The 18,082-nt window shown below is 39.6% G+C and carries 19 protein-coding genes and 2 pseudogenes; 15 read left to right on the plus strand and 6 right to left on the minus strand.

The features are described from left to right. Positions 1-3 precede the first annotated feature (3 nt). The 13 genes from trmB to G6069_RS04295 all read left to right on the plus strand — a co-directional run bounded on the left by trmB (position 4) and on the right by G6069_RS04295 (position 11,536). Complete coding sequence (trmB, locus tag G6069_RS04235; RefSeq protein ID WP_197293478.1) at positions 4-1,185, plus strand: tRNA (guanosine(46)-N7)-methyltransferase TrmB; 1,182 nt, start codon at positions 4-6, stop codon at positions 1,183-1,185. Continuing rightward, positions 1,182-1,853 carry an ABC transporter ATP-binding protein gene (locus G6069_RS04240; protein ID WP_001936430.1) on the plus strand — a complete coding sequence of 224 codons (672 nt, stop codon included), beginning with the start codon at positions 1,182-1,184 and terminating at the stop codon, positions 1,851-1,853. Before trmB ends, G6069_RS04240 begins: the two co-directional genes overlap by 4 nt. Further along, entirely contained in the window at positions 1,840-2,646 is an 807-nt protein-coding gene (locus tag G6069_RS04245) for a cell division FtsX domain-containing protein (RefSeq protein ID WP_197293479.1), read from the plus strand. Before G6069_RS04240 ends, G6069_RS04245 begins: the two co-directional genes overlap by 14 nt. Beyond that, on the plus strand, positions 2,639-3,841 hold the full coding sequence (locus G6069_RS04250; RefSeq protein WP_197293480.1) for a murein hydrolase activator EnvC family protein: 1,203 nt from the start codon (positions 2,639-2,641) through the stop codon (positions 3,839-3,841). Before G6069_RS04245 ends, G6069_RS04250 begins: the two co-directional genes overlap by 8 nt. A gap of 92 nt (positions 3,842-3,933) precedes the next feature. Next, the gene (flaG, locus tag G6069_RS04255; protein WP_021581944.1) at positions 3,934-4,293 is read left to right on the plus strand and encodes a flagella length regulator FlaG; all 360 of its coding nucleotides are present in this window, start codon (positions 3,934-3,936) and stop codon (positions 4,291-4,293) included. A gap of 16 nt (positions 4,294-4,309) precedes the next feature. Then, positions 4,310-6,367, plus strand: coding sequence for a flagellar filament capping protein FliD (gene fliD / locus G6069_RS04260; RefSeq protein WP_197293481.1), 2,058 nt, complete (start codon positions 4,310-4,312; stop codon positions 6,365-6,367). Between the two features lie 43 nt (positions 6,368-6,410). Further along, on the plus strand, positions 6,411-6,791 hold the full coding sequence (gene fliS, locus G6069_RS04265; RefSeq protein WP_001199081.1) for a flagellar export chaperone FliS: 381 nt from the start codon (positions 6,411-6,413) through the stop codon (positions 6,789-6,791). Continuing rightward, positions 6,778-7,017 carry a hypothetical protein gene (locus G6069_RS04270; protein ID WP_197293482.1) on the plus strand — a complete coding sequence of 80 codons (240 nt, stop codon included), beginning with the start codon at positions 6,778-6,780 and terminating at the stop codon, positions 7,015-7,017. Before fliS ends, G6069_RS04270 begins: the two co-directional genes overlap by 14 nt. 52 nt (positions 7,018-7,069) lie before the next feature. Beyond that, positions 7,070-7,729, plus strand: a complete 660-nt coding sequence (locus G6069_RS04275; protein WP_001294086.1) for a tRNA threonylcarbamoyladenosine dehydratase — start codon at positions 7,070-7,072, stop codon at positions 7,727-7,729. A 25-nt stretch (positions 7,730-7,754) separates the two neighbouring features. Continuing rightward, positions 7,755-7,898: a hypothetical protein gene (locus G6069_RS04280; RefSeq protein WP_127960912.1), complete on the plus strand. Its 144-nt coding sequence runs from the start codon at positions 7,755-7,757 to the stop codon at positions 7,896-7,898. 3 nt (positions 7,899-7,901) lie between these two features. After that, on the plus strand, positions 7,902-8,780 hold the full coding sequence (locus tag G6069_RS04285) for a carbon-nitrogen hydrolase (protein WP_021174927.1): 879 nt from the start codon (positions 7,902-7,904) through the stop codon (positions 8,778-8,780). A gap of 126 nt (positions 8,781-8,906) precedes the next feature. After that, a complete protein-coding gene (locus G6069_RS04290) occupies positions 8,907-10,220 on the plus strand; it encodes a Na+/H+ antiporter family protein (protein ID WP_197293483.1) in 1,314 nt (437 codons plus the stop codon). Then, positions 10,220-11,536, plus strand: coding sequence for an MATE family efflux transporter (locus G6069_RS04295; protein ID WP_331459019.1), 1,317 nt, complete (start codon positions 10,220-10,222; stop codon positions 11,534-11,536). Before G6069_RS04290 ends, G6069_RS04295 begins: the two co-directional genes overlap by 1 nt. Here G6069_RS04295 and rny read toward each other — a convergent pair whose 3' ends face one another. Together rny and G6069_RS04305 are read right to left on the minus strand one after the other, a co-directional pair. Continuing rightward, complete coding sequence (gene rny, locus G6069_RS04300; protein ID WP_231627933.1) at positions 11,537-13,048, minus strand: ribonuclease Y; 1,512 nt, start codon at positions 13,046-13,048, stop codon at positions 11,537-11,539. Beyond that, complete coding sequence (locus tag G6069_RS04305) at positions 13,026-13,700, minus strand: 5-formyltetrahydrofolate cyclo-ligase (protein WP_197293503.1); 675 nt, start codon at positions 13,698-13,700, stop codon at positions 13,026-13,028. Before G6069_RS04305 ends, rny begins: the two co-directional genes overlap by 23 nt. Positions 13,701-13,797: 97 nt before the next feature. Here G6069_RS04305 and G6069_RS04310 point away from each other — a divergent pair, with 97 nt between their 5' ends. Further along, on the plus strand, positions 13,798-14,355 hold the full coding sequence (locus G6069_RS04310; protein WP_197293485.1) for a hypothetical protein: 558 nt from the start codon (positions 13,798-13,800) through the stop codon (positions 14,353-14,355). A gap of 6 nt (positions 14,356-14,361) precedes the next feature. Then, a complete protein-coding gene (gene ftsY, locus G6069_RS04315) occupies positions 14,362-15,240 on the plus strand; it encodes a signal recognition particle-docking protein FtsY (protein WP_197293486.1) in 879 nt (292 codons plus the stop codon). Between the two features lie 8 nt (positions 15,241-15,248). Here ftsY and G6069_RS04320 read toward each other — a convergent pair whose 3' ends face one another. From G6069_RS04320 to G6069_RS04335, 4 genes and pseudogenes are all read right to left on the minus strand, one after another. Further along, positions 15,249-15,563 carry a YkgJ family cysteine cluster protein gene (locus G6069_RS04320; protein ID WP_197293487.1) on the minus strand — a complete coding sequence of 105 codons (315 nt, stop codon included), beginning with the start codon at positions 15,561-15,563 and terminating at the stop codon, positions 15,249-15,251. Positions 15,564-15,621: 58 nt separating this feature from the next. Then, positions 15,622-16,241: pseudogene (locus G6069_RS04325) on the minus strand (hypothetical protein). 16 nt (positions 16,242-16,257) lie between these two features. Then, positions 16,258-16,575, minus strand: a pseudogene (locus G6069_RS04330) (hypothetical protein). Between the two features lie 10 nt (positions 16,576-16,585). After that, positions 16,586-18,064: a hypothetical protein gene (locus G6069_RS04335; protein ID WP_197293488.1), complete on the minus strand. Its 1,479-nt coding sequence runs from the start codon at positions 18,062-18,064 to the stop codon at positions 16,586-16,588. Positions 18,065-18,082: the final 18 nt, after the last annotated feature.

Here is an 18,082-nt window from a genome sequence, read left to right on the forward strand (position 1 = left end):
TTAATGCCCCATTTTTTAGCCAAGCTAGATTCCAAGCCTTTAGAATACCCCATAATCAAAGGGGATTTTTGTTTTCATAGGGAATTTTTAAGCTTAAAACACCCCACTAAAAGCTGTGTGCATGCGAGTTTTAAAGGTGATGTTTTTTTATTGCAAAAAATCCGGCGAGCGGATGATTTTTTGATCAAAAGCGAAAAAGCAACGCCCTTAAAAAGAGAGATTTTAAAACAAGCTTTAAGGATTTATTCACAATCTTTTGAAGTCATTTCGCATAATTTGCAAGAAAATTCTAAACATGCGAGCCAAAAAAAAGCCCTTGATTTAGAAACTTTTGAAGACTTTATCCAAAAAAATCAAGCCCCTATTTTAGCCGAAATTGGTTTTGGGAGCGGGAGGCATTTGATAGAATTAGCCAAAAACAACCCCACTAAAACATGCTTAGGGATAGAGATTCACACCCCCTCTATCGCGCAAGCGTTAAAGCAAATTGAATTGTTGGATTTAAAAAATCTGCACATCTTGCAAGGCGATGGCCGTTTGATTTTAGAGAGCATGCCAAATTATAAGTGCGAGAAAATTTTTGTGCATTTCCCTGTGCCATGGAATGAGAAAAAACACCGCCGGGTGCTAAGCGAAAAATTTTTAAACGAAGCTTTAAGGGTTTTAAAGCCTAGAGGGTTTTTGGAATTACGCACCGATGATGGCCTTTATTTTGAAGACAGCCTAAAATTAGCCCTAAAAAACTTTCAATGCGAGATAGAAATCAAAAAAAACGCTCAAATCCCGGTGGTCAGCAAGTATGAAGCGCGTTGGAATAAACTCAAAAAAGATATTTATGATTTAAGAATTTATTCTTTAGAATTGGATGAAACCCCTTTTGATAACCATGCATTTGATTTTTCTTTTGATACAATAACAATGAGTAAAAAGAGCGTTAAAACGATTTTAAAAACCAAAAAAATCATCAAAGAAGGGTATTTTGTGCATGTTTGTAATATTTATGAGGATAAGGGGGATTTTTTAGTGGAATTGAGTATGGGGGATTTTGATTGGCCTGTGCGTTTGTTTGTTTTATTGGCAGAAAATAAGCTTTTTTATCTCAATAAAAGCCCCTTAAAAACCTTAAACAACCACAAAGCGCATCTTTTGCTTCAAAATATCCTAAGCCAAAAGGGAATTGGATGAGTGTGATCATCGCAGCGAATAATTTATGCTTACAATACCAGCAAAACGAGCCGGTCATTAAACATGCCAATTTACGCATCAAACGAAAAGACTTTGTGTTCATTTCAGGGCCTAGCGGGAGCGGTAAAAGCACGCTTTTGCGTTCGTTTTATGGGGATTTAAAACTTTTTAGCGGTAAATTAGAAGTTTGCAATATCAACATGAACAACGCTTCAAAAGCGACGATTTTAGATTTGCGTAAAAATATTGGCGTGGTTTTCCAAGATTATAAATTGATCCAAGATTACACGATTGAGCAAAACATCAAACTGCCTATGGTGATTTGTGGGATCAAAAAAGAAGAATGCCACTTGCAACTAGAAAAACTTTTAGGGCATATTGATTTACGCCATAAGGCTAACCGCTACCCCAAAGAGCTCAGTGGGGGCGAACAACAGCGAGTGGCTATGGCTAGGGCTATGGCGAACTGCCCTGAACTCATTTTAGCCGATGAGCCTACCGGGAATTTAGACGATTATTCTAGCGATAAAATCTGGAGCCTATTAAGGGGCATGAACACGCAATTAAACGCTACGATCGTGGTGGTTACGCACAAATTCCCTAAAAATTTTAGCGCTTATCACCGAAAATTTTACATAGAAGAGGGGGAAGTTTATGAATACTCTTAAAAAGCATTTAGCCTTTATCATTCCCCTAGTGGCGTTATTGTTTAGCTTGGAGTGTGTGTTGTTTATCAATCAAGCGATCGAACAGAAAGAAAAAAAATTGATTGAAGATTATTCAGTCGTGTTGGCCAGCACGCAAAAATTAGGCTTGGAATTGTTGCGTCAAAATTTTAGCGAAATCATAGCGTTAAAAGAAATTGATCCTAATTATTCTTTAGAGCCTCTTCAAAAAACTTTAGGCACAGACGGGCTTAAGGAATTAAGAAAGAATTTACCCTTTTTTTATTCTTTACAACTTTCCACATTCCCCACTCAAGAGCGTTTAGAAAACATTAAAGAAAAATTGCTCAAAATCCCTGGCGTTCAAAAAGTTGAAGTCTTTGCCAAAACTTACATGCAAGTGTATGATCTCTTGAGTTTTATTAAAGCAGCGGTCTATATCTTTGCGTTAGTGGTCTTTGTCTTATCGGTTTTATTGATGTTTAAGCAAGTCCGCATCTGGATCTATCAATACCATGAGAGGTTAGAGATCATGGATTTATTAGGGGCTTCGGTGTCTTTTAAAAACGGGTTTTTGTATAAAATAGCTTTAATGGATTCTGTAATCGCTAGTTTTTTAGCCCCCATGCTCATGCTCTATACCACTTCGCAAAAAGGTTTTGAAAAAACGATGGATACTTTGGGTATTATAGGAGGCGCGTTTGTTTTAAACCATTTTTTATGGGGACTGCTTTTTAGTCTTGTGGTCTCATTTGTTTCTGTTTTACTTGTAGCTTGGAGGACTAGACATGTATAAATTAGGGGTGTTTTTGTTAGCCACCTTACTATCAGCTAACACGCAAAAAGTGAGCGATATTGCTAAAGATATCCAACATAAAGAAACCCTTTTGAAAAAAACCCATGAAGAAAAAAACCAACTAAACAGCCGTTTGAGTTCTTTAGGCGAAGCGATCCGCTCTAAAGAGCTTCAAAAAGCTGAGATGGAGCGCCAAATGGCGGCTTTAAAAAAGAGTCTTGAAAAAAATCGTAACGAAAGTTTGGCGCAAGAAAAAGTCCTAACCAACTACCGCAAGTCTTTAGATCATTTGCAAAAACAGCGATCATTTTTACAAAAGAGGGTGTTTGATACGCTTTTAGAGGATTTTCTTTTTTCACAAGCCCTAAAGGGGCAGAATTTAGCCTCTTCTAATGATGTGATTTTACAAGTAGCGTTTGAAAACTTGCACCAAAGCACCCTGTCTAAAATGTCGCAACTAAGCCAAGAAGAAAAGGATCTCAACGTGCAAGCTTTGAAAGTCAAAAGCAGCATTCAAAAAATCTCATCTGTCATAGACGAGCAAAAAACTCGTGAAGTAACCTTAAAATCCTTGCAAACCGAACAAAATAAGCTCATTTTGAGCATGCAAAAAGACTATGCGATCTATAACCAACGATTAACCCTTTTAGAAAAAGAGCGCCAGAACTTGAACGCCCTTTTAAAACGCTTGAATATCATCAAACAAAACAGAGAAAATGAAGAGAGGGTCAGTTTGAAAAAATCTTCTCAAGCCTTAGAAGTCAAACAAGTGGCGAACTCTTATCAAAATATCAACACCACGAGCTATAACGGGCCAAAAACGATCGCTCCTTTGAACGATTATGAAGTGGTGCAAAAATTTGGCCCCTATATTGATCCGGTTTATAATTTAAAAATTTTTAGCGAGTCTATTACGCTAGTGTCAAAAACCCCAAACGCTTTGGTGCGTAATGTTTTGGACGGGAAAATCGTGTTCGCTAAAGAAATCAACATGCTTAAAAAAGTCGTTATCATTGAGCATAAAAACGGGATCCGCACGATTTATTCTCAACTAGATAAAATCGCCCCCACCATTAAAAGCGGCATGCGGATCCAGAAAGGCTATGTTTTAGGGCGCATTGAGCAACGCTTGGGCTTTGAAGTTACCATGAGAGAAAAGCACATTAACCCCTTAGAACTCATCGCGCGCAATTAAACAAATCATTTTTATTGCCGATATTGGCTAAAGAGCTTATGCAAACAAAGAAATCATTATATTTGTAGGCATGGAAAAATTTGGAGGTTTTTATGGTCAATGAAGTTCAAGGGATTGGGATTCCCACATCTCACACAAGCGTTCAAACAACCCCCACAAAAGAGATCAGTCGCACAAACACTACAAACACTATTGATGAATCTAAAACAACGATAGACCCTGATCAATACAAACCCAAGCTAGAATTATTGAGCGAGCGTCTGAATGAAGAAATGAAACGCATTGGCACGGATATTAATTTTAGTTATAACGATACGATCAAAGGGTTAGTGGTTTCAGTCAAAGACGCTAATGGGGATAAGGTGATAAGAGAAATACCCTCTAAAGAAGCCGTGGAGCTTATGCAAAGAATGCGCGATGTGATAGGCATTATCTTTGATAAAAGAGGCTAAACATTAGAGGTAAAACATGGCAATAGGTTCATTAAGCTCATTAGGGCTTGGCAGTAAGGTTTTGAATTATGATGTGATTGACAAGCTTAAGGACGCTGATGAAAAAGCGTTAATCGCCCCACTAGACAAGAAAATGGAGCAAAATGTTGAAAAACAAAAAGCCCTTGTAGAAATTAAAACGCTCCTTTCATCTCTAAAAGGCCCGGTTAAAACGCTTTCAGATTATTCCACTTATATCAGCCGAAAAAGCAATGTTACAGGCGATGCGTTGAGCGCGAGCGTGGGGGCTGGCGTGCCTATCCAAGATATTAAAGTGGATGTGCAAAATTTAGCGCAAGGCGATATTAACGAACTAGGGGCGAAATTTTCTTCAAGAGATGATATTTTTAGCCAAGTGGATACCACGCTCAAATTTTACACGCAAAACAAGGACTACGCCGTTGATATTAAAGCAGGAATGACTTTAGGCGATGTGGCTCAAAGCATCACGGACGCTACCAATGGCGAAGTGATGGGCATTGTGATGAAAACAGGAGGGAATGACCCCTACCAATTAATGGTGAATACCAAAAACACCGGCGAAGACAACCGCATCTATTTTGGCTCACACCTCCAATCCACGCTCACTAACAAAAACGCCCTTTCTTTAGGACTTGATGGAGCCGGGAAAAGCGAATTGAGTTTGAATTTAAAGGGGGCTGATGGGAGCATGCATGAAGTCCCCATCATGCTAGAACTCCCTGAAAGCGCTTCTATCAAACAAAAAAACACCGCAATCCAAAAAGCGATGGAGCAGGCTTTAGAAAATGACCCTAATTTTAAAGATTTGATCGCTAATGGGGATATTTCTATAGACACTCTTCATGGGGGGGAGTCTTTAATCATTAATGACAGGCGTGGGGGAAACATTGAAATTAAAGGGAGTAAGGCTAAAGAGCTTGGTTTTTTGCAAACCACCACCCAAGAAAGCGATTTATTGAAAAGCTCTCGCACCATAAAAGAGGGTAAATTAGAAGGGGTGGTTAGCTTGAATGGCCAAAAACTGGATTTGAGCGCTTTAACCAAAGAAAGCAACACCAGTGAAGAAAACACAGACGCTATCATTCAAGCGATCAATTCCAAAGAAGGCTTGAATGCGTTTAAGAACGCCGAAGGCAAGCTTGTGATCAATTCTAAAACAGGAATGCTCACGATTAAGGGCGAGGACGCTTTAGGCAAGAATAGTTTGAAAGATTTGGGTTTGAACGCTGGCATGGTGCAATCTTATGAAGCTTCACAAAACACGCTTTTTATGTCTAAAAATTTGCAAAAAGCGAGCGATTCGCAATTCACTTATAATGGGGTGAGCATCACACGCCCCACTAATGAGATCAATGATGTGATTAACGGGGTTAATATCACTTTAGAGCAAACCACAGAGCCTAATAAACCTGCCATTATCAGCGTGAGCAGGGACAATCAAGCCATTATAGACAGCCTTAAAGAATTTGTCAAAGCCTATAATGAGCTTATCCCTAAATTAGATGAAGACACGCGCTATGACGCTGACACTAAAATCGCTGGGATTTTTAACGGCGTGGGCGATATTCGCACCATTAGATCCTCTCTTAATAACGTGTTTTCTTATAGCGTGCATACGGATAATGGGGTAGAAAGCTTGATGAAATACGGGCTTAGTTTAGACGATAAGGGCGTGATGAGTTTGGATGAAGCTAAATTGAGTAGTGCCTTAAATTCTAATCCTAAAGCGACTCAAGACTTTTTTTATGGGAGCGATAGCAAGGATATGGGGGGCAGAGAAATCCACCAAGAGGGTATTTTTTCTAAATTCAATCAAGTCATCGCCAATCTCATAGACGGAGGGAACGCTAAATTAAAGATTTATGAAGATTCCCTGGACAGAGACGCTAAAAGCCTGACCAAAGACAAAGAAAACGCTCAAGAGCTTTTAAAAACCCGCTACAACATCATGGCGGAGCGTTTTGCCGCTTATGATAGCCAAATTTCTAAAGCCAATCAAAAATTCAATTCCGTGCAAATGATGATCGATCAAGCGGCGGCTAAAAAGAATTAAAAAAAAACAGAGAATTATCAATTTTAAAGGATAAAGGAACATTATGCAATACGCTAACGCTTATCAAGCCTACCAGCATAACCGAGTGAGTGTGGAATCCCCAGCAAAACTCATTGAAATGCTTTATGAAGGGATTTTGAGATTTTCCTCGCAAGCCAAACGCTGTATTGAAAATGAAGACATTGAAAAAAAAATCTATTATATTAACAGGGTTACGGATATTTTCACGGAATTGTTGAATATTTTAGATTATGAAAAAGGGGGGGAAGTGGCGGTGTATCTTACAGGCTTATACACCCATCAAATCAAAGTTTTAACGCAAGCCAATGTGGAAAATGACGCGAGTAAGATTGATTTGGTGTTGAATGTGGCTAGGGGGTTGTTAGAAGCTTGGAGGGAAATCCATTCAGATGAACTCGCCTAATGCGTTATTAGATTCCTTTAAAATCGCTCTTGTTAAAAGAGATTCTAAACTCGCCTTTTCATTGATAGAGCGCCTTTCTTTAGAGCAAATAAAAGATTTAGATTTAGACACGCTTTTAAGCCTTAAGGAAATGATAGCCCAAAGCATTGAACTATTAGAAAAAGAAAAAGAAGAACTGCAATCGCAAATGCATAAGGCTAAGAAGATTCAAAAATTTTTGTCTTAGATTTTTTAAACTACGATACAATAAAATCACTATTTTTATTGAAGGCTATAGATTGTCTGAACCCATAGATAGATTCACGCGCATAAGGTGGTTGTTTAAAAACGATTTTGAAAAAATCCGCCAACAAAGGGTTTTAATCTGTGGTGTGGGGGGCGTTGGGGGCTTTGCGCTAGATGCATTGTATCGTGTGGGGATAGGTCAAATCACCATCATTGACAAAGACGTGTTTGATGTTACCAATCAAAACCGCCAGATTGGATCAGAAAGGATAGGAGAATCTAAAGTGTTGGTGTTGCAAGATCTCTATAAGGGCATTCAAGCTTTGAATTATCGCATAGATGAAGCGTTTTTAAATTCATTTAATTTTAGAGATTATGATTACATTTTAGATTGCATGGACGATTTGCCTATTAAAACAAGCTTGGCGATAAAATGCCAGAATTTCGCTTACGGGAAATTTATCAGCTCTATGGGGAGTGCGAAGCGTTTGAACCCTAAACACATCCAAGTGGGGAGCGTGTGGGAAAGCTATGGCGATAAATTCGGGCGTAAATTTAGGGATTTTTTAAAAAAACGCCGTTTTAAAGGGGATTTTAAAGTGGTTTTTAGCCCTGAAGTCCCGCATTGCATAGAGCTTGGGAGTTTTAATGCGGTTACGGCGAGTTTTGGTCTGCAAATAGCGAGTGAAGTCGTGCAAGATATTATCAAATAAGATATTAACAACGAAAGGAAGTGGAATGAAAGATTACGAAGACGAATTGGAAGATTTTGAAGAAGAATTAGAGGGTTTTGAAGAAGAATATGAAGAGTATGGGGATTATAAGAATGTCTATGATGATGACGATTATGAAGACTATAACTCTGATTATGAAGAAGAGTGAAACATGATTTGTGCGAGCGTCCTCCAGCATGCTTATTGTGGCTCTAGAAAAAAAACCATAGAGCATACAGCCAACTTGCTTGAACAAGCACTAAAAAAACACCCTAAGACCAATTTAGTGGTGTTGCAAGAATTAAACCCTTATAGTTATTTTTGCCAGAGCGAAAACCCTAAATTTTTTGATTTGGGCGAATATTTTGAAGAAGATAAGGCTTTTTTTAGCGCTTTAGCTCAAAAATTTCAAGTGGTGCTTATCGCTTCTTTATTTGAAAAGCGCGCTAAAGGGTTGTATCACAACAGCGCGGTTGTGTTTGAAAAAGATGGCTCAATCGCTGGAGTGTATCGCAAAATGCACATTCCTGATGACCCGGGGTTTTATGAAAAATTTTATTTCACGCCGGGGGATTTGGGCTTTGAACCTATTATTACAAGCGTGGGGAAATTAGGGCTTATGGTGTGCTGGGATCAGTGGTATCCTGAAGCAGCAAGGATCATGGCTTTAAAAGGGGCAGAAATCTTAATCTATCCTAGCGCGATAGGGTTTTTAGAAGAAGACTCTAATGAAGAAAAAAAGCGTCAGCAAAACGCATGGGAGACCATCCAAAGAGGGCATGCGATCGCTAATGGCTTGCCTTTGATTGCGACTAACAGAGTGGGCGTGGAGTTAGATCCTAGTGGCGCGATTAAGGGAGGCATTACTTTTTTTGGCTCTAGTTTTGTGGTGGGGGCTTTGGGCGAATTTTTAGCTAAAGCGAGCGATAAAGAAGAAATTTTGTATGCGGAAATTGATTTAGAACGCACCGAAGAAGTGCGCCGAATGTGGCCGTTTCTAAGAGACAGACGCATTGATTTTTATAACGATTTGTTGAAACGCTATATTTAATCAGTCAATCAGTTTAAAATTTAAGGTTAGAAAGGATTAAACATGGTAGATGCAATTTTTTGCACCAAACAAGTGCAAAAATTCTATCATTTTTGCGCGGTATTTTCATTTTAACAAGGAGCAAAAATGCTAGAAAATAGCTCTGTATGGAGCAATCCCGCCTTTGTGGCTATCATTTGCATGTGCGTTCTTAGCCTTTTAAGACTCAATGTCATGCTTTCTATGATTAGCGCGGCTCTCATAGCAGGACTTATGGGAGGGCTTGGGATCACGGAGAGTTTTAATGTAATGATAGACGGCATGAAGGGCAATTTAAACATCGCTTTAAGCTACATCCTTTTAGGGGCTTTAGCGGTAGCGATCGCTAAAAGCAATCTCATTAAAGTCGCTTTGAGTAAATTAATAGGCCTAATGAATTACAAGCGATCCACTTTTTGCTTTTTGATCGCTTTCATCGCATGTTTTTCGCAAAATTTAGTGCCGGTGCATATCGCTTTTATCCCTATTTTAATCCCCCCTCTTTTGCATTTAATGAACCGGCTAGAATTGGATAGAAGAGCGGTCGCTTGCGCTTTAACCTTTGGCTTGCAAGCCCCCTACTTGGTGCTTCCTGTAGGGTTTGGCTTGATTTTTCAAACCACCATTTTAGAGCAATTAAAAGCTAATGGCGTTAGCACCACCATAGCGCAAATCACAGGAGTGATGTGGATAGCGGGGTTAGCGATGGTTGTTGGGCTGCTTGTTGCTGTATTAACGCTATACAAAAAACCCAGGCGCTACAAAAAAAAATCTTTTGATATAGAAAATTACGCCTCGCTTCAATTAAACTACCATGACTACTTGACTTTTATAGGGATTGTCGTGGCGTTTGTGATCCAATTAGCCACCGATTCGATGCCCTTAGCCGCCTTTTTAGCGTTAGCGATTATCTTACTAGGCCGTGGCATTAAGTTTAAAGAAACAGACTCTTTAATGGACGATAGCGTGAAAATGATGGCGTTTATCGCTTTTGTGATGTTAGTGGCTAGCGGGTTTGGAGAAGTGTTGCAAAAAGTGCATGCGATAGAGGGCTTAGTGAATGCGATCACAAGCGTAGTCCAAGGGAAGCTTTTAGGGGCTTTTTTAATGCTTGTTGTAGGGCTTTTTATCACTATGGGGATAGGGACTTCTTTTGGCACTATCCCTATCATCGCTGTGTTTTATGTCCCTTTATGCGCGAAATTAGGTTTTAGCATAGAATCTACGATTTTACTCATCGGCATAGCCGCAGCTTTAGGTGATGCAGGCTCACCGGCTAGCGATAGCACCATGGGGCCCACTTGCGGGCTTAACGCAGACAACCAACACAATCATATCTATGACACATGCGTGCCGACTTTTTTAGTCTATAACCTCCCTTTGATTGTTTTTGGAGTTCTTGGAGCGTTACTATTAGGCTAATCTATCAAGTTAAGAAAATCTTTTCTTTAGCCTTACCCTCTGGGGTCAATGCTTTTTTAGACGTGCTAGTAGTCGCGCTCTCGGTTTTTTTTGTGGGTAAGATTTCGCACCATCACATTGTGGCTTTAGGGGTGGGCTTGCAATTTTTGATGCTTTTTTATGGCATCAACACGATTTTATACACCGGCACTAACGCCATTCTTTCTAGGCTTGTGGGGGCTAGGGATTTTACTCAAATCAACCACGCTTTTTCCAGTATTTTTATAGGGGCGTTTGTGATTTGTTTGGGCGTGCTGTTTGTTTCTTATTTTTTGATTGAGCCTTTTTTAAATTGGATGCAATTACAAAATCCTTCGCGCCAATTGACGCAAGATTATTTAGAAGTCTTAGTTATCGCGCTACCGAGTATTTTTTTAAAAAATGTTTTAGTTTCAGCGCTCGCTAGCTTTTCAGACACCCTAACCCCCTTTATTGTCAAAATCATCATGGTCATTGCATGCATTTTCTTGAATCAAGCCTTGATTTTTGGGGATTTTGGTTTTAAAGAAATGGGGATTGTAGGCTCTGCTTTAGCGAATGTGGTTGTCTCTTATTGGGAATTACTCGCGCTTGGTGTTTGGATACAAATTAAAAAAATCCCTTTAAAATTCAAAATAACCTTTCATTTTTCTTTTTTAAAAACCATGTTTAGAGTGGGTTGGCCGGCCGGGTTTGAGCGCTTATTGAGCTTGTTTTCTTTAATACTCTTATCCAAATTTGTAGCGAGCTATGGGGATAAAGTGTTAGCGGGCATGCAAATAGGTATTAGGGTTGAAACCTTTTCGTTCATGCCCGGATTTGGGTTTATGATTGCAGCGATGGTTTTAACAGGGCAAAATTTAGGGGCGAACAAGCCAAAGATCGCCACAGAATACGCGCATTTGATTTTAAAAATCTCTATGGGTTTAATGGGGGTTTTAGGGATTGTTTTAGTCTTATTCGCTAAAGAATTCGCGAGCCTTTTTTCTCAAGATGGAGAAGTTTTGGAAGTGGCGCGATCTTATTTGATCGCTGTGGGTCTCTCTCAAGCCCCCTTAATTGGGTATTTTGTGCTAGATGGAGTTTTTAGAGGGGCTGGCATTTCTAAAGTTTCACTGTATATTAACACCCTAAGCTTATGGGGGTTAAGAATCATGCCCATTTACTTGCTTTTAATTCATCATTTTAAGGTGGAATTTATTTTTGCAGTGATCGCATCAGAAACTTTTTTGCGCTCATTCATCTACTATAAAGTTTTTTCTAAAGGCATTTGGAAAAGGTGCGGGAAAAAGGCTTGATTATTGCTTGAGTGTAGCAGTCGTTTTGAAACGATTTTCTCGCACCACTTGCACGCCCACTTCACCCACATACTGAGCACTCTCTTCTATCTTTTTAGCGATCTTTCTGGCAATAATAGGCACTTGATTGTCCCTAACTTGGTTGGATTTGACAATCACTCTTAATTCTCGCCCGCTCTCCATCGCATACGCTTTTTCCACCCCATCAAATTCTAGCGCAATCTCTTCTAAAGCTTGCATGCGTTTAGCGTATTCTTCATCGCTCTTTCTCCTAGCCCCAGGACGCCCTGCAGAAAGCGCATCAGCTGCGCACACGCTCGCGCACTCCACGCTCATGATCTCTTCATGCCCATGGTGGGCATAAATCGCATTGATCACGACCGGGTCTTCTTTATGGCGCTTGCACACCTCAACCCCTAAATTCACATGGTCTCTCCCAAGCTCTTGAGTGAGCGCTTTACCAATATCATGCAAAATACCCGCTCTTCTGGCGAGTTTTTTATCCCCCCCAAGCTGTTCTGCAATCAAGCCGGCTAAAAGAGCGACTTCCTTAGAATGCTGTAAAGCGTTTTGCCCAAAACTAGAACGATAACGCATTTTGCCTATTAAAATTTTAAGCTCATCTTCCATAGCCCCAAGCTCTAATTCTAGCACCACGCTCTCTCCTTCAAAAAGCAGTTCTTTTTCCATGTTGCGCGCGACTCTGTGATAAACCTCTTCAATCCTGTTAGGCTGGATACGGCCGTCTTCTATTAAAATTTTAATCGTCTCGCTCGCCACTTCACGCCGATAAATATTGAAACTGGACAAGCACAATTCGCTGCCGTCTTCGCTAAATTCTATATCCACCCCACTAATCTTTTTAAACGCTTCAATGTTTTTCCCGTCTTTTCCTATCACACGACCCACATAATCTGAGCAAGGCAAAGCGATATGGCTTGTTAAATTCTCTGTCGCATAATCGCCCGCAAAACGGGCTGTCGCTTCCGCTAAAATGGCATACGATTTTTTCTTGCCCTCTTCTTTGGCTTCTTTTTCATAACGCCTGATTAACGCGCTTTTTTGCGCTTCTAGTTCCTCTTCTAATTGCTCCAAGATCATGCTTTTAATTTCATCTTTAGTGTAAGCCATGTAATTGAGCATCGCGTCTAACGCTTTGGCTTGAGCTTCTTTGCAAACAGCACGCTGTTTTTTAAAATTTTCTCTCTCCTGTTCTAAAATTTGGCGTTCTTTTTCAAGCTCTTTTTTTTCTTTTTCTAAATAGCGTTTTTCATCTCTTACAAATTCTTTGTGTTGCGCTTCTAAATGCTTCAAATGCGCTTCTTTTTTATCAAAATGGATTTGGAGTTGCAAGTTCTTGTTTTCATATTGTTGTTGCAATTTGCATTCTTGGCTTTTCATGCGCATCTCTTCAGCCTCCACGAAAGATTTCGCTTGAAACTCCATTAATTTGGCTTTAGCTGAAGCGCTTTTTAAAGTGGCTTGCCCTCTAGCATAATAGATCTTTTTCATCACATAATACATGACTAGAGCGGTAATCAAACACGCTACCAAGACTTCTAATGAAATGTAAATTAACCCGCCGCTCATAATGTTTCCTTTTATCATTCTTCATAACGATACGAGCATTCATGTAAAGATTCGCTTCAATGTCATAGGCGTTTGTGAGAATACCATTAGCTAACGCTAATTCCCTACTCACAAACACGATTAAGGGGCGTTTTAGTTGCTTTTTGAGTAATTGGGGCAAACTCCTATCATACATGCCTAGCCCAAAACCCACGCGCCTAAATCTTGTATCCATTCCTAAAATCGGCACGACAATGCAATCTAATTCCCGCTTATAATAGCGCGACAAACTCGGCTCATCAAACCACCCCAAACGCCTTAAGGGCAACCTAAAGGGTGCGATAGTGAAACCCTCTTTAGAAAAATGAGCGCCTTTTTTGATGCTTTTAGGCAACCACACGCGCTTATCTTTTTGTCTTAACTTCAAAATCAAAGGCCTAATGTCAAGCTCATGCCCTAATGGGCTATACAATAAAATATTTTGATAATCTTTGAGTTTCCAAAATAAAAGCCTACAAGCCAATTTATCCCTGACTGCTTTATCTTTGGTTGGTTTAGCCCTTTTTAAGCGTTCTTTACAAAAATCTCTAAAAATCGTTTTAATGGTTATAATCCTTAAATTTTAGACTTACATTATAGTATAATTTTAGGTTATTAGTTACCATTTTATTATTCTTAAGGATGTGTTTATAATGAGAATTAAGGCTTATTTTTTGCGTTTTATCGTGCTGGTTTTTTTCGTTTTGTTAGGTTTTAGCGCTTGTAAAAATTCTCAAAAATCTCAAGATTCTCAAAACAATACCACCCAACAAGATAGCCCTAAAACCTACACCGCTATGGATTTGAATAACCAAGAATACACCATCACAGGCGATTTAGATTCTCTAAATATCAGCCCGGATTCTAACACCCCTACCCTATTAGTTTTAAGCGCTTTAGATAATTCTTTAAAAGATTACGCCCCCAGCTTTAACATCTTAAAAAAAACTTTTAAAGATCGTTTGAGGGTGCTTATTTTACTCAATAAACCCTATTCAAGCGATGCAATCAAAGACTTTATTGCACCCTTTCAAGCTGATTTTATGATTTTAAACCCTAAAGATACCGCTCTTTTTATTCATTTAAACCATAACGCTTTAAACCATTCTTTTAACATGCTCTTATACCACAAACACCAATTGATTAAAATATATCAGGGGATCGTGCCAATAGAAATGCTCCAATTTGATATTTCCAATTTAAAGGATTAAAAAACCATGTTTAATTTTTTCAAAAAAATTGTCAATAAGATTAAGGGCGAAGAGAAAGAAAAAAAGCGTGAAAATATCCCTAAAGAGGAATTAGAAGAAATTTTGATTGGCTTTGACATCCAATACGACTTGATAGAGAGCTTGTTAAAGCATTTAGGCGATTTAATTACGCCCAAGCAATTAGAAGTCGCTTTGTTGCGTTTTGTGCGTGGGGAAAGCTATTATGATAAAACCCGCCTAAAGACTATCACCACAAAACCCTTAGTGCACTTAATCGTGGGGGTTAATGGGGCGGGTAAAACCACAACGATCGCTAAATTGGCTAAGCTCTCTTTAAAACAGCATAAAAAAGCGCTTTTAGGGGCAGGCGATACCTTTAGAGCGGCCGCAGTCAAACAGCTCCAGTTATGGGGCGAAAAACTTAACATTCAAGTCATTAGCGCTAAAGAAGGGAGCGATCCAAGCTCTTTAGCTTATAACACCATAGAAAGCGCGATCGCTAAAAATATAGATGAAGTTTTTATAGACACCGCCGGGAGGCTACACAACCAGACTAACCTTAAAAACGAGCTTTCTAAAATCGCACGCACCTGCTCTAAAGTTTTAAAAGACGCCCCCTTTTATAAATTCCTTATTTTAGACGGCACGCAAGGGAGTTCTGGGCTCACGCAAGCCAAAATTTTCCATGAGACTTTGGCGTTAGACGGCGTGATTATGACTAAGCTTGATGGCACTTCTAAAGGCGGAGCGATTTTAAGCGTGCTGTATGAGTTGAAATTACCCATTCTTTATTTAGGAATGGGCGAAAAAGAAGACGATTTGATCGCTTTTGATGAAGAACGCTTTATAGCAGATTTGGTTGATGCGGTGTTTGTGGAACAATAAATTAAAAATTATTGATTAAGAATAACCCTAAAACTTATATCCATGTGGTTTGCTTCTTGCAAAGCGTTACAAACCTCTGCGTTTTTGGCATAAAACTCCTTAAGCGGGATGTGGGGATAAAGCTTTTTATGCACTTCATCAACCCTGCAAATTAATGGGCGCGATTCATAAATCTTGCACAGATTGGTTTCTAAATCCAAAAACTTGCACACCCCATTGCCAGCATCAAACTCAATAAGCTCAATAATCCCGGTGATATTTTTACAGCAAAGCCCACAAGAGGTGCAAGGGAAACGATTAGGCTTTTCTTGTGATCCTTTCATCTTTTTATATCTTCACCTTTAAAGCCCTTTATCTTTCAAGCCCCCAAGCGATCCCTTTTCACAAGTTTTCAAAATCTTTTTGATTGGATTGGATCATCGCCACATCATAACGCCCGCTTTCTTGCCCGCTTTCTAGGGCATTTATCTGATTTCGCATGAGATTGAGAGCGTTTTGCGCTTTTTCATTGAGCTTTTGGTGTTTGTCCATGATAGAGACTTTCAAAAAAGTGCTCAAACTAGAGAGCGTTGAAACGGTAACGCTGAGTTGATCTTTTTCTTTTTGATTGTAACGAGAGGTATCGTAACAGAGTCTCCATCAATACCGTTGGCATTAAGTTGGTTGGTGATTTTTCGCGCGTCTGAAACCTGGCGTTGAATGTCTTGCATGTTGATACCTTCAATAATAATCCTACTGCGATTCAATCGGTGGAAATGATCCAAAAAGTTTGGAACGCTATGGCTTAAAACACGGAGTTTTTTCTCGCCAAACCTTGCAAAAGCCAATTTGCAATCAGACTGAGCAGACTCAGCCTTTTTAGCTGCTTACTCTTTTAAACTCTCTGCCTTTTCGATAAATTCATCAGCTTCACAATCGGCATCGAGCGCATCAATCCCCTTTTTAAATCCGTATCCTGCTGCCGCTAGGGCTAATCCTCCTAAAATAAATGGTAATGGCATGTTTTCTCCTTAAATGTTATTTTTGTTTTTTAAGATTTCTTGCAACCAATTCTCGTGTAGCAGAGACCACATGCTCGATAGCCGATCTCTCATCAGCACGCATGGCTTTCTTCTGTTCTCTTGGCAAATCGCTTGCATCAAGCCGATCTTTATGACGATAAACTAAATGAAGCGCTTGACCAATGTCAATAATCTATTCAATAACGCTATCTTCAATCCCATGCGTTCTAGCGGCTTGCGCGAATTTCTCACGATCTCTTTGATTGAAAGAACCACCCTTTTCTAGCGGCTCTATCACATTGGTTACAATCGCATATCTATCATTTTTTTCCATGTTTTCTCCTTTACATTCTTATGTTTTTATTGCTAGTAATGAGTTCCCAGCCTTCTTGTTTATTATCAAATAACGGCTTTTGGCCTAGTCTTTCTTGGATCTTATTATTGACTCCTATACTTAGATCTGCATCCCCTGTATAACTTGCTCTACAAAGCTCATTAAAACTCTGATTGAAAAACTTGGTAGTTTCATGAAAATATTGCTCAAACACCTCCTTAAATTGATTTTGATAAATCTCTAACAGCTTGATGATTTCACGGCATTCTCTTTCAATCTCAATACGCCTTTGGCACGCCAATTTAGCCTCTTCACGAGCCTTTAGAAAAGCGTTAAAAAAAGTTTCACTCAACGCTGCACCCACAAAGCCCCCAATCAACGCCCCAACCACAGGAATGGGGATGAGTGCTTGACCAGCAACTGCCATAGCCCCACTACTTACAAGAGTGGCGTTAGCTTTCCCAAGCTGTTTAAGAAGCTCTGTTTTATCAATCTTTCCAGAAAAATAGCGGCCTAATATCGTGACGTTTGCCGCACAAGTACCCATAATCATTGCAGGCACTGAACCCTTGCCAAGGCTTTGGATAATTTTATTAGCGCTGCTTTGCATCCAACCTCCTAAAGATGAGCTTGCAAACGCGCTGCCATAACTAAGCACTCCACCCTTTAGGGTAGCAATGGCGGTGTGCTTGATCGCTTTTATAGGATCCTTGCCATTTGCGACACATTCATAAACATTCGTTACGAGTGAGACCCCACCACCTATCAACGCACCGGTTTGCATAGCGTTCATTCCTGCTTGATGCGAAATGCTGGTAACATCTTTGGCAGTGGAGAGATTTGGGTTCAATCTGGCTTCAATCGCCTCTCTTTTAGTGGCGCTCGCAGGCCTTGTATGGGCTTTGATTGTTTTGCATTTTTGGAGTTTTTCCTCTAAATGAGCGGCTTTTTGAAAATCGCCATAATGATTCCTAGCGATTTTCATCTTCGCACCGTTTTCAAAGTATTTTTCATAGTCTTTAGATAAGAGTTTTTTAAAACACTCCTCACCATTTCTGCCCACAAATTTACTTTGCGTAGCCGTGCCAGGAATGACATTCCCCTTTTCATCCACACTGATATAATCCACGATTTCGTGGTTCTTGCTGGGCGTGGCATAGTTTGGGGAAAGCTTTTTAACATGAGCCTTTTTCTCGCTAGAAAGATCATCATACTGCCATACCCTTTCCCCTTTTTTTGCAAGGGTATTATTCGCATTAACACGGGCTTGCTCTTTGATTTCAGCAGAATACCCCGCCTGTTGGTGGATATTTTGATTAATATACTTGGGGTTTATCTTCCTTTTTGAGATCTCTTCTAATCTATCCCAAGCAGAAAAATGCTCTCTATTGGCGCTAGCATAGAGTGCACTCTCTTCAGCAGTTGAACCCATGGTGGTTGCATCTGTAATGTTGCTGTATTTTTGTTTTTTCTCTCGATCTTTTTTCATGACTCAACTCCAAAAAAG

It is taken from the genome of Helicobacter pylori (assembly GCF_017594925.1).
Taxonomy (GTDB): Bacteria; Campylobacterota; Campylobacteria; order Campylobacterales; family Helicobacteraceae; genus Helicobacter; species Helicobacter pylori_DP.